Annotated in this window: 10 protein-coding genes; 4 read left to right on the top strand and 6 right to left on the bottom strand. The window is 49.8% G+C overall.

Features of this window, described 5'->3' with window-relative positions; translation table 11 throughout:
- Positions 1 to 221 precede the first annotated feature (221 nt).
- Both AC50YG_RS21610 and map read left to right on the top strand, forming a co-directional pair.
- Positions 222 to 968: a TetR/AcrR family transcriptional regulator gene (locus AC50YG_RS21610; RefSeq protein WP_494829469.1), complete on the top strand. Its 747-nt coding sequence runs from the start codon at positions 222 to 224 to the stop codon at positions 966 to 968.
- A 26-nt stretch (positions 969 to 994) separates the two neighbouring features.
- Positions 995 to 1,741, top strand: coding sequence for a type I methionyl aminopeptidase (gene map, locus AC50YG_RS21615; protein WP_494829471.1), 747 nt, complete (start codon positions 995 to 997; stop codon positions 1,739 to 1,741).
- A gap of 187 nt (positions 1,742 to 1,928) precedes the next feature.
- On the opposite strand, the gene AC50YG_RS21620 is transcribed toward map, so the two are convergent.
- The 5 genes from AC50YG_RS21620 to AC50YG_RS21640 form a co-directional block, all read right to left on the bottom strand.
- Complete coding sequence (locus AC50YG_RS21620) at positions 1,929 to 2,807, bottom strand: carbohydrate ABC transporter permease (protein ID WP_046231688.1); 879 nt, start codon at positions 2,805 to 2,807, stop codon at positions 1,929 to 1,931.
- A gap of 18 nt (positions 2,808 to 2,825) precedes the next feature.
- On the bottom strand, positions 2,826 to 3,719 hold the full coding sequence (locus tag AC50YG_RS21625) for an ABC transporter permease (RefSeq protein ID WP_473756867.1): 894 nt from the start codon (positions 3,717 to 3,719) through the stop codon (positions 2,826 to 2,828).
- A 176-nt stretch (positions 3,720 to 3,895) separates the two neighbouring features.
- Positions 3,896 to 5,578, bottom strand: coding sequence for a type 2 periplasmic-binding domain-containing protein (locus AC50YG_RS21630; protein WP_494829478.1), 1,683 nt, complete (start codon positions 5,576 to 5,578; stop codon positions 3,896 to 3,898).
- Between the two features lie 125 nt (positions 5,579 to 5,703).
- Positions 5,704 to 7,344: a response regulator gene (locus AC50YG_RS21635; protein WP_473756869.1), complete on the bottom strand. Its 1,641-nt coding sequence runs from the start codon at positions 7,342 to 7,344 to the stop codon at positions 5,704 to 5,706.
- On the bottom strand, positions 7,337 to 9,109 hold the full coding sequence (locus AC50YG_RS21640) for a sensor histidine kinase (RefSeq protein WP_494829483.1): 1,773 nt from the start codon (positions 9,107 to 9,109) through the stop codon (positions 7,337 to 7,339). Before AC50YG_RS21640 ends, AC50YG_RS21635 begins: the two co-directional genes overlap by 8 nt.
- 182 nt (positions 9,110 to 9,291) lie before the next feature.
- Here AC50YG_RS21640 and AC50YG_RS21645 point away from each other — a divergent pair, with 182 nt between their 5' ends.
- Positions 9,292 to 10,881 carry a sensor domain-containing diguanylate cyclase gene (locus AC50YG_RS21645; protein ID WP_494829485.1) on the top strand — a complete coding sequence of 530 codons (1,590 nt, stop codon included), beginning with the start codon at positions 9,292 to 9,294 and terminating at the stop codon, positions 10,879 to 10,881.
- Between the two features lie 91 nt (positions 10,882 to 10,972).
- Positions 10,973 to 12,199 carry an MFS transporter gene (locus tag AC50YG_RS21650; RefSeq protein WP_494829489.1) on the top strand — a complete coding sequence of 409 codons (1,227 nt, stop codon included), beginning with the start codon at positions 10,973 to 10,975 and terminating at the stop codon, positions 12,197 to 12,199.
- A 71-nt stretch (positions 12,200 to 12,270) separates the two neighbouring features.
- Here the strand turns inward: AC50YG_RS21650 and AC50YG_RS21655 are convergent, their stop codons facing one another.
- Entirely contained in the window at positions 12,271 to 12,792 is a 522-nt protein-coding gene (locus tag AC50YG_RS21655) for a C40 family peptidase (protein ID WP_473756873.1), read from the bottom strand.
- Between the last annotated feature and the right edge of the window lie 16 nt (positions 12,793 to 12,808).

Genomic DNA, 12,808 nt, shown 5'->3' on the forward strand with positions numbered 1-12,808 from the left:
GTAGCGCTATCATTCATAGGGTTTTCATAAGCAATACCTGCGCAAGCAGACGCTTTAAAAACGAACTAGTAGAAAAATTCTGAAATAACGTGCTTAAGCTCCATGCTTAAGCTCCATCACGGGGATTTAACAAGAATTCCAGCTAATCTCTTGTTATTCGCAAGCCGATGTTTTATATTGACATAATAGCAGGTCAAAAATAAAAGAGGTGGTCGGACGAGATGACTCCACGCACGAAGGAACAAAACGATGAGATCCGACTGCGGCGTCTGGCGCAAATCCGGAGTGCCGCTGCCGATGTGTTTTTGAACAAAGGGCCTTTACTGGAAATCCGCGATGTGGCCGCACAGGCAGGACTCGGCTATGGCACGGTATACCATTATTACAGCAATAAGGGCGATTTGCTCCAAGATCTGCTATGGGACGCATTGGAACGGGCCGGGGGATGGCTCGAGACGCCGCTAGAGGCTTCGCTGGAGCTTCCTCGCGCTTCGACTTTGGAGGAGGCGCCGGCGGGCGGGCGTTTAGGCTTGGCTGCTACGGCGGACACCAGGAATTCGGCTGCCGCGGATTCCCGAAGCGGCAGCCGCGAAACGGCCGCTGCCACAGAGCTTGGCCCTGTCGCCGCCGCCAGCGTCCGGCTGCTGCAGCTTTGGGCGGAGGACCACGCCCATTACCTGCTGTATAAGCTGGCCGGTGAGGGCTTTGCCTCGATGCCTGAAGCGCGCTCGGCCACGCTCTCGGCCGCCTTTCGCCGGGAGGTGCTCGCGCCGCTGGCCGCGCTGCTGGAAACAGGGCGTGCGGCGGACGGGGCTGCCACTTCTGCTGGGAACGCAGTGGAGCCGCCTTATGGGCTACAGCACGCGGAAATGCTGCTGGCCGCCTTGGTCGGCTGCGCCTCACTTTCGCTTCGCCGCGGAAAGCTGCACGAGGAGGCGAGGGATATCGTTCGGTTTTTAAAATTATAGAATGGATAAGGAGCGAATAAACAAAGATGATCATTTTAAAATCACCTAGAGAAATCGAAGAGATGAAGCCGGCGAGCCAAATCGTTGCGGCCTGCTACCGCGAGGTGGGCAAGCTGATCGAGCCTGGGATCACCACCCAGGAAATCAATGACTTTGTTGCCAGACACATCACCAAGCTGGGCGGCAAGCAGTTTACGAAAGGGTACAACGGTTACCCCGCCGAAACCTGCATTTCGGTCAACGATGTAGTGGCCCACGGCATTCCTTCGAGCCAGGTGCTTATGGACGGCGACTTGCTGAAGCTCGATATCGTCGTGGAATACGGCGGATGGTTCGGCGATTCGTGCTGGTGCTATGCGGTGGGCAATATCAGGCCCGAGGCGCAAAAAATAATGAAGGTGGCAAAGGAATGCTTGGACCTGGGGATAGCCCGGGCGCTCCCTGGGGGCCGGCTCGGCGACATAACGTCAGCGATTCAACAGCATGCGGAAGCGAACGGGTTTTCGGTCGTGCGCGATCTGCTGGCGCACGGGATTGGGCGGAGCCTGCACGAGGAGCCGAGCTACGAGCATATCGGCGTAGCCGGTAAAGGCATTCGGTTAAAGGAAGGCATGGTGTTTACGATTGAACCGATGATCAACGAAGGGACGTTCCGCATCAAGATCGATGAGGATCGGTGGACGGCGAGAACCGCCGACGGCAAGTTGTCAGCGCAATATGAGCATACGATCGCAGTCACGCAAGACGGACCGCTGATTTTAACGGCTCAGTAAAATATAGAAGCAATCGAAAACGGCTGAAGCCGTCCTCTGGCGGCAAAGCTTCCGTTTCGCGTAGAAATATAGAGAAAGGATGGCGTTACGATATACTTTCCTATATTTCAAAAAAAAGGCTGCTCTCCGTTTCCGGAAAACAGCCTCCTGTACATCTTCTAAAACCTGCAAGATCGCCTTTGTCACGCTATTCTTTTACCGAGCCTACGACGAGGCCCTTAACGAAAAACTTTTGCAGAAACGGATAAATAATCAGGACAGGAAGCGCACCGATAAAAATTTGCGCCGCACTTACCGTCTTCTGCGAGATCAAGGCAAGTGATACCGGATCAAGGCTCATGGAGCTCATGTCGCGCGAAATAATGACCGTTTGCAGAAAGGTCGCCAGTGGATATTGGTGAACACCCTCTGTGTATAGCAGGCCGTCGAACCATGAATTCCAGTGGAACACGATGCTGAACAAGCTGAGCGTTGCAATCGCTGGCTTCGATACGGGCAGGAAGATCGTGAACAGCACCCGGAAGTGCCCTGCTCCATCGATCATCGCCGCCTCCTCCAGCTCCTTCGGAATGCCCCGGAAGAAGTTCATCATCAGGATCGTTAAATAAATATTAACCGCTCCGGGAAGCACCAGTGCCCAGAAGGAGCCCATCAGGTTCAAATTCTGGATCATCATATAGAAGGGAACAAGCCCGCCATTAAAGACCATCGCGAAGACGAAAATCCAGGAGTAGTAAGAACGCGCCTTGAAGCTCGTGCTTTCTCTGGAAAGCGGGTAGGCTGCCATAAAAGCCAGCAGCAGTGTAAGTGCTGTACCAATGGAGGTACGCATGATAGATATCCAGATCGAGTTTAAAAAGATCGGGTTGTCGATCGTTTTTCGATAAGCCTCCAAAGTGAAATCTACGGGCCACAAATTAACGATATTGGCATCGGCCGCTGACTTCGCGCTGAAAGAAATCGCCAGTACATGAACAAGCGGGATAATGCACAGGAGCGAGATAAACAGCAGCCCTGTATTATTGAGTATTGAAAATATGCGATATGACAGTGTTTTATGATACATTCTAGGCTCGCTCCATTCTTAGAAAATTCGATAGTTTGCCAATTTATAAGCCATGCGGTATGAGACGAATATCAAGATCATGCTAATAATGGATTTGAATAATCCGACCGCTGTTCCAAAGCCCATTTCCCCGCTTATAATCGCTGTGCGATAAACGAACGTATCAATAATGTCGCCTTTATCGTAGACAAGCGGATTATAAAGGTTGAAAATTTGGTCAAAGCCCGCATTCAAAATGTTGCCGAGTGCCAGTGTACCTACGACAATCGCCATCGGTACCATCGAAGGCATCGTAATGTGAAGCGTCTGCTTCCAGCGGCTTGCGCCGTCCACTTCAGCTGCCTCGTACAGCGAGGGGTTAATGTTCGATAGAGCTGCCAGAAAGACAATCGTTCCGTATCCGAACTCTTTCCACACCTCGGAAACAATAACCGTAAAGCGGAACCAGTTGCCTTCTCCAAGGAAGAAGATAGGCCCGATCCCGACCATGCCTAGAAGTCGGTTTACAAAACCGCCATCGCTAGACAGGATGTCGATCAAAATACCACCCAGTATGACCCATGACAGGAAGTGGGGCAAATAAACCATCGTTTGCACATAACGCTTGAAAAGCTCCTTGCGCACCTCATTTAAGAAAAGAGCAAAGATGAATGGAGCTGCGAGGTTAAAAATAATTTTCAAAACCGCAATGACCAGCGTGTTCCAAATAACCTCCAAGCTGTCCTCCCGCTCGAACATATAGCGAAAATTATCGAGACCGATCCATTCCGAGCCTGTAATGCCCAGCCGGGGCTTAAAGTCTTGGAAGGCCATGACAATGCCGGCCATTGGCAAATAGCTGAACAAAATCAGAAAAACAAGAGATGGCAAAATCATGAGATGGAACGGCCAGTGGCGCTTTAGCTGCCTCATATTGTAGTATCCTCCTGAACGCATTTGTATGAATTACTTCAATTATAGCAACGGCCCAAACCGCCTGAACACATGACGGAACCAACATTGATGGCACTATTGCAACTACTTTTCACAGGAGCCTCTCAAAAAAACAAAAGCAGCCTGCCGGGGGCAGACTGCTTTGCTGACTTGCACTATTTTACAGATGCATACCAATCATTTACTTCTTTCGTGATTTGCTCGCCGCCGGATTTCTTCCAGTTGGCAACGAACGTATCGAAGGCGTCAATCGGCTTCGTGCCGTAAATAATTTCGTTAAACGTTTGAAGCTCGATTTTTTTCAGATAATCCATTTTGGACTTCATCGTCGGCGTTGTAGGGCCAGTAAACATGTTCATAAGCGCAACATCCTTCTGGGACATGAGCACCTTCGCCGCCTCTGGCGTTTGCTTGCCGAAGCTGTTGGCAATATCTTTTTCCAGCTTCGTCTCCGGCTCCTTGCCATCTGCCAAAGCCAGCAAAGCTGTCATTTGCGCATCTGGAATACGGGCTCCATCGCGAACGAGGAAATAACGAACAATGTTGATATAGCCTCCAGGGATATCATCTTGATAAAGCGTGTTGCCATTGGCATCAACATCATAGTCATAACCTTTGAACATACCAACCTCAAGCGGGCTGCCCTTCGCAGGGTTTGCGAAGTTGTCAAACATCCAGTTCTCATAAGTGAACAAAGCCTCAGGATGCTTAATATCTTTGTTGATCAAAATAACAGCGCTGGAAAATGGCGTGCCATGGCTTGTTGCTTTGCCATCAGGACCTTTTGGCAGTGCGATCGGTGTCCATTTTGCTGTTGGCACGTTTTTCGCTGTATCGGCAAGCGGCCAGCCGCTCATCCAGTAAGGTCCAGGGATAATACCCGCTGTTCCTGCAACTGCTGGCTCAGCCGTCTTGTTCTCATCCCATAGCGCAGCTTCTTTTGGAATAAAGCCTTTTTTGCTCCATTCCGAAAGCTTCTCCAGGCCCTGCTTCATGCCTGTATTAATAGAGCCATATTCAAGATTTCCGTCAGTCCCAACATTCCATTGCTCTGGCATCGCGCCATAAGCACCAAAAATCCATGATGGGTCGCCCATCCAACTGCTCAGCTTCGTTTTGAAGCCAATGCTAAGCGGCGTTACTTTATCCGGAGCCAAACCGTCCGGATTGTTGTTTTTGAAAGCTTCCATCACGGTTTCCAGCTCGGCAATCGTAGTTGGAACCTTCATATTCAGCTTGTCCAGCCAATCCTGGCGGATCCAAAGCAAGTAATCGTTGTTATAAGCATAATCTAGTACGGGAATACCCATTTTTTTGCCGTCGCGAATATAGGGATTCCATACGTTAGGATCAAGCTCCATCGCTTTTTTCCAAGTGTCATTTGCGTATTTGTCAAACAGGTCGCCAGCTTCACCGAAATAGCCGGAATCGACCAAATCAGCAACCAGCTGCGGATCATTATTGCCTACAACCAGCACGTCAGGCATATCCTGTCCTGAGGACATGGCCAGGCGCAGCTTTGTAGCTAAAGCATTGTTTGTATCCGTTACCGACCATAGCGATTTAATCTCAATGCCGAATTGCTCCTTGGCCCATTTTGTCGCTACATTGTTCTCAATCGTTTCACCATTTTTATATTTCACCTCAGGAGCTACGCCCCATACGGTCGTCAATGTGACAGGCGGATCATATTTCTCTTTATATTCATTTCCTGTTGAAGCTCCTGCGTTCGTGCTCTCGCCCGTGCCTGTGTTATCCTTGCCGCATGCTGCGAGCAGGCTGACAACGAGAATGAGGCTTAATACGAGCAGCAGCTGCTTTTTGTAAGCGCTAATCATTTTTGTTTTTCCCCCTCCAACTGTGTGGTGCAATTGTTTATGACTTAATTATAGGAGCATTGCTGGGGAAGTCATATGACAATAACCGAACATTTCTGCACCTTTGGCAACCTGTTCGCAATTCGCTATTGGTCGCGGAACTCCTGCGGCGTCATGCCGTAATGCTTGCGGAAAATTTTGCTAAAATATTGCGGATTTTGATAACCTAGCTCCGACGTAATCTCATAAATTTTCTTATTGGTCTGCTTCAGCAAATAATGCGCCCGCTCCATCCGCATCCGGGTAATATAGTCACTGATACTCTCGCCAGTCTGTGCTTTATAAATTTTGGACAAATAGACGGGGTGCAAAAACACCTTGTCCGCAATCGTCTTCACCGACGTATCATGACCAAGGCTTGCGGACACAAGCTCCTGCACCTGCTTGACCAGACTGCTCTTGGCGTATTCCTCCGTACTCGACAGCTCTGTGCGCAGCCGCTCCAGCATATCTGTCGACCAATTCCGCAGCTTGTCCAGCGAATGAATTACGGTGTGGTCGAGCAGCATATCGAAGCCCGCATGATCAATTTCATAAATAAATTGTCCCTGTTTATGGGCCGTATACATAAAGGCATTCGTAATGGAGAGAAACACCTCATACAGATGCTCACGTGAAAACTTCACCTGCTCCAAATTGCCGAACACCTCATCGATCTTGAGCAGCGCCGTGTCCCACTGCTTGGACTCCAGCAAATGAATAAGCGTAGGCGGCTTATACAGCGCCTCCATCAGATTCACTCGCGTCTCCGGCTCCGCCTGATGATTTTCCAAGTAGACGGCAATGCCCGATTCATGAATTGCGCTCGACAAATAGACGCTCATTCCTGTCCGGTAGGCATTCGCCATGCCACTCGGAAAGGAGAACCAGTCGGAAATAATAAGCGATACTTCCGATCGGAGAAAATGTGAGATTTGCCGCCTAAAGACGTCCACCGCCTGCTCCAGCATCGCCCTCCGCTGTCCTTTGTAATCCGGCGAAAATTCCAGCAGCCGCTGCTGCTCCTCATTTGGCTGCGCAACGAAGATGAGGCAATTATGCGGCGCTTTGCCATACCATACGTTCATATGCTCGGCGAACACTTCCTCGCCAATATTGCCGACCGCATATTCCATCAGCTCCATGCTGCTGCGATTGCTTTCATCATAAGGATTGCTGTATTGAATCAGCAAAATGACCGAAGGAGCATCTAGCCGCAGCGGGATTTCATATTGCGCCAGCTTGGCGCCAATCGTCGTATCCGACAGCTGGCGGCCGAGCAGCAGATCATGCAGCAAATTGCGGCGCAGCAGCCCATATTCCGACTTCATATTGTATACGAGCTGATGGTATTGCTCCGCCTGCTCCCACTCCACCTTCAGCTCCTCGATCGTATTCATCAGGCTGCGCACAAATTCCTTATCGTCCACCGGCTTCAAAATATAATCCGACGCCTGAAGCTGCAGCGCTTTTTTCGCATATTGGAAATCCGAGTAGCCGGTCATTAAAATACAGCGCAAATCCGGCCAAAGCTTCTTCGCCTGCTCGATCAGCTGCAAGCCGTCCATCCCCGGCATACGAATGTCGGTGACCAGAATATCAATGTCACCCGCCTCCATAATAGCGAGCGCCTCGGCAGCAGACTCGGCCCGGTACACCTTGCTGACGCCAAGCTCATCCCACGGAATGGTCTTCTCTAAGCTCAGCGTCACATAAGCCTCATCATCTACAAGCAGCAATTCAATCATTAGGATGCCCCTTTCCTGTCGTTGTCTGTTCGATCTGTTTCTCGCGGGTCACATTCCAGCGAATCTGCACCTTCAAGCCGCCTAGCGTCGAAGGCGACAGCACGATGCCTGAGCACGCTCCAAAACGCAAATGCAAGCGCTGATGGACGTTCCAAAGACCGCAGCCCATCTCCTGCTCCATGGGCCGCGTCAATTGATACTGCAAGGAAAACAGCCGTTCAGGGTCAAGCCCTACGCCATCATCCTCCACCGTAATGGCTGCAAACTCGCCGTCAAATTCACCCGATATGCGAATACGCCCTGCATTTGGGGATTGCTCGATGCCATGGATGACCGCATTTTCCACCAATGGCTGAATGACGAGCGGCGGAATTTGAAAACGCAGCAAATGCTCCGGAATGTCCAGCTCATAAGACAGCCGACTCATTCGCATCTGCTGAATATCCAAGTAGTTACGGACAAAATCGATCTCCTCCCGCGCATCGACCAAATCCCGCTCCTGCCGGGTCGTATAGCGGTAGTAATTCGATAGGTTCTGACTCATCGCAATGACTGACTGATAGTTTTCCAGCTTCGCCATGCTCGAAATAAAGGAAAAGCAGTTATAGAAAAAATGCGGATTGATTTGCGATTGCAGCTGCTTGAGCCTCGCTTCGCGCACATGAATTTTTTCCAAATAAACATTTTCGAACAAATCTTGAATTTGCTGAACCATTAGATTAAAACGGATAAACACAAACTTGAATTCATTGTTGCCGCGCCCTTTCGGTGTAAGCCGGACGCCGTAATCGCCGTTTTTCAGCTTCTGGAAGCTGACAACGAGCTGCTTTATCGGCACCTGTACCTGCGCATAAAGCATATACGCGATCAAACAGCTCATCAATAGCAGCAAACCAACCGAATAATAAAATAAACGGTTCGTTTGGTTGATCGGCTGGAGCACATCCGATAAGGGGATATAATCAATCAAATCCCAGCCTATCGTTTCAGAACGGACAATATTGACCAGATAGCGCTCCTCATTTACTTTAACGGTATGACTGCCACTGGTCAGAGAGCCGCTCTCATCCAATTGGGCGATGAGCCGATTACCAAGCTGCCGGTCAGCGGTACGATTGTATATCGTGCCCCATTCTTCATTGTAATAAAAAGGATCACGCCTGCCATCGCGCTTGAACTGATCAAGCATGCCCTGAATATTCGAGCTGTCAAAGCTGACCTCGATGAGCAGTCCCGTATCTGTAGCCTGGGATAAATTATTATAGGGCAGCGCCGTCATCAGCGAGAAACGGAAGCCATCATCGCCAAGCGGCTTTACCTGCCAGCCGTGTTTCAGACGGGCGGCCAGCGTCTCTTTATTATAGGGCACGGCATCATTCACCGTGATGACGCGTGCCAGCGTAGGCGAATAAATCGCCAGATTGCTTTTCCAATTGGAGGAGCTTTCCTGAATGCTCAGCTTAGTCTGAATGCGCTTGACCATCGTAATAGCAGGAAGATCAAGATTATCGAGTTCAATGTAATAGTCGCGCAAATTCGCAATATCCGGGTCCTGAATGAGCAAATTTGGCCATAGCCCCAGCAGATCAATCGAGGAATTGACCTGATTTTGAAAAAAAACGAGTTGATTCGTATTCGAGCGGTTTAGCTCGGAATCTAGAACTTCTGTACTAATATGATTGGAATAGGAGTACAGTCCTATGATCGGCAGCAGCATAATAATGAGCAACCCAACAATTTTGGAAAATAAATTTACTTTAGGCATCCGTACACCTGGCTTTCTTCTAATCAAAATGCTGCATTCAGTATAATGTCCCTCTCCAATTGGAGCAATGCCTGACCGAACAGAAGCAAAGAAAATATCCGGCTGGCCTGTCATTATATGTCGAAAATCTCGGACGAAAATGATAAACTATTTAATAGAATTTCAACGAGAAGAGGTTTAGCATGTACAGCGCAATAAAACGCAAAAAAGGCTTTACTCTGGCATCCATCATCTCCTGCATCGTGCTTTTGTCCGTCCTCATTACCATCGTCATCAATGTCATTATCGCTTTCAAGTCCCAGAGGGAATCCCTATATCATAATACACTAGAATTAAATCGCATTACGGCCGGGGATCTTAGCAAAACGACACAATCACTGGTTGTCTCTATGAAGCATAGCCTTGAAGTCGCAGCGAATTATTTATCCGATGCCGACCTTGAAAGCAGCGCTGTGCTGGGTCAGCTTGATTTTTTCATGGGAACCAACCATTACTTCAACTCGATTGCTATTGTGGATGCTGAAGGCGTCATCGTCTCCAGCTCCCCTAATAATTTGGGCATAATCGGCCACAAGCTGTCAACCGAGGAATCGAAGCTGGCGCTTAAAGTACAGAAGCCGCATATTTCCAAGCCTTATATTTCTTCGACGAATCGGATGATCGTGCTGGTCAGCCACCCGGTTTTCAGCCGGGAAGGCGCCTATCGGGGATATGTGGCGGGAACGATTTATTTGCAGTATGAAAATATTTTCCGAGAAATTCTTGGCGTGCAAAACGAGAACAACAGCGGCTCTTATTTTTACGTCGTGGATGGGGAAGGCAATATAATCTACCACCCGAATATGGAGGATCATCCGGCAAATGTAAGCATGAATCCCGTTGTGCAGCAGCTGATGCAGGGAAAAAGCGGGGAACAGCAGGTCATCAACAGCCAAGGCGTCGACTTTCTCGCAGGTTATTCTGTTGTACCTGAAACCAATTGGGGAATTGTTTCCCAGACGCCGGTTAGCTACGTTGAAAGTAAAAGCTGGGATCTCATTACGGACATGCTGAAGGTTTCGGCGCCGTTCGTGCTCCTGCTGCTTATTTTGACCATGTGGCTGTCGCGCACGCTTTCCTCTCCACTGTACCGGCTGGCGAATTATGCGGCGCAGCTGACCAAGATGGATGATATCCCGGACACGCTGCCTTCGCGCGTTTACTGGAACTATGAGGCGAATCAGTTAAATGCCACCGTTGCACTAGCTTTTCATGAGATGAAGCGGAGAAATGAAGCATTGTACCAAGAATCGCAAACGGATGCCCTCACAGGACTTCCGAACCGCCGGACGCTCAAGCTGATTACCGAGGATTTAGAGCTCAGACAAATTCCATTCTCTGTCATTATGCTGGATCTGGATCATTTCAAGTCGGTTAATGACGAATTCGGGCATCCGAAGGGCGATGAAGTACTGCGCCTGCTTGCAGCAAAGATGGTGGAGCTCAAACGCGAGGGCGATTACTGCTTCCGTTACGGAGGGGAGGAGTTTACAATTGTCCTGCCGCACACGTCGGAGGAAGAGGCCTTTGACGTGGCCGAACAGCTGCGAATACAGATGGAGCAGGCAATTACGCCAATCGGCAGGCAGGTCACCCTGTCACTCGGTATTGCTTCCAATACAACCCGTTTAAAGGATACGAACGATTTATTCAAGCAAGCTGACGATGCATTATATGCAGCCAAGCATAGCGGCCGTAATCAAACGATTTTGCATAGTCAGATTTCGGAGTAGCCGCTTAGGAAATAACTGGAATGGAGTAGTGTTCCATCGAAAATAGGTTTACAATGGAAATAACGATGGAACCTACAGGATGTGACTGCACATGGATTTTTCTTGGAAAAGAAACTTATATGTATTGTGGATTGGCGTGTTTTTTACGAGTACGGCTTTCACCACCTCCATTCCATTTATTCCGCTGTTTCTCTCAACCGAGCTCGGTATTGACCAGCATCTGGAGGCTTGGTCCGGTATTTCATTCGGCATTACCTTTCTGGCAAGCGCGCTTATTGCACCTTATTGGGGCTCGCTCGCCGATAAATATGGCCGCAGGCCCATGCTCATTCGCTCAGGGTTCAGCCTAGCTGTCCTTTACATGTTGACCTACTTTATTTATGACCCGTATTTGTTCGTCGTGCTTCGGATTTTCCAAGGCCTGCTTGCCGGCTTTGTTCCAGCGGCGATTGCACTTGTCGCTACCAACACGCCGGAGCAGAAAACCGGCTATGCCCTTGGCATTATGGCGACAGCCGGTGCGACAGGCGGTATTATCGGCCCCGTCATTGGCGGGGTCGTCAGTCATTACATCGGCAATCGCGAAGCATTCCTTTTCTCGGGAGGCATCGTTCTTATTGCCGCGCTTATTGCCGTCTTCTTCGTGCGTGAAAAGAATTTCAACCGCTCGGGCGCCCGCTCCTCCATCAAAGAGGACTTGAAGCTTGCGCTGTCCAACCGCTCCTTCACCACGCTGCTGATTTTGGCCGCTCTGGCAACGTTCTCGGTTATGATTCTGGAGCCGCTGCTCACCGTCTACGTCATGCAGCTTGGCGTCAGCGGCAGTGAAGCCGCCCTGCAGTCAGGCATTGTCTTCTCGGCGGTCGGGATTGCCACGCTCATTGCCGCACCGCAGTGGGGAAAAATCGGTTCAAGGATCGGTTTTTCCAAGGTGTTGTTTATTGGACTTCTCGGCGGCGGGATCGGCAATTGCTTGCAATTTTTCGTCAATGATTACGTAGAGTTTGGTGCACTGCGATTCGTCTATGGGCTGTTTTTCGCCAGCGTTTACCCCGCTATTAATGCCTTGATCGTCAAGGTAACGGACAGCAGCTTTAGAGGACGAGCCTTCAGCCTTAACCAGTCAGGCACCATGTTCGCCACGATGCTCGCTCCCGTCATTGGCGGTGTGCTAGGAGGCATCATCCCGATTCGCTGGGTGTTCATCATCAATGGGCTTATGCTGATCGCAGCTGCCCTGTTTCTGAAAACCCATGCGCTTGGCGGCTCCGCAAGGAATGCAGCAGCAGACACAGGCAAGCAGCCTGCCCGTCCATAACCAAAAGCCCCGCTCCCGCTGACAAGGCTAGGCCTTCGGTCAGTAGGGGCGGGGCGTTTGTTGCTAAATCACTATATGACTCGACGAGCGGTTACATATGTTTTATCCCATGTGCTTCCTGAAAAAGTAGAAATCGTTACGCCGATTCCTTTCCGATACGTATGCAGCAGCTTGCCATTGCCCATATAAATGGAGACGTGGTTAATGACGCCGTCCCTATTCGTATCGGAGAAAATCAGATCTCCAGCCTTCAAATTGCTTTTAGATACATATTTGCCGGCTTTGGATTGGCTCACCGAGGAGCGTGGCAGCGTAATGCCGTTCTTCTTGAAAACATATTGTGTGAAGGATGAGCAGTCGAACGAGCTGGTGCTGCCCGTCGTTGCCCCAAATTTATAATTAACGCCCAGAAATTTCTGCCCCGTTGCAATGACGCTGCTGGCTGTAGAAGACGTTGCGGCCTCTACCTTTGCTGCTGGTACAGCCAAACTGCCGGTCAAAGCGACGGATAGGCTTAGCGTGACACTAAGTAACGTTTTGCCTAGCAGGGTTTTGCCCATAAGGGTTTTCTTCGTGCTGTTCATGATGTTCATGATGTATCCTCCTTGG

It is taken from the genome of Paenibacillus sp. J31R34 (genome assembly GCF_059383715.1).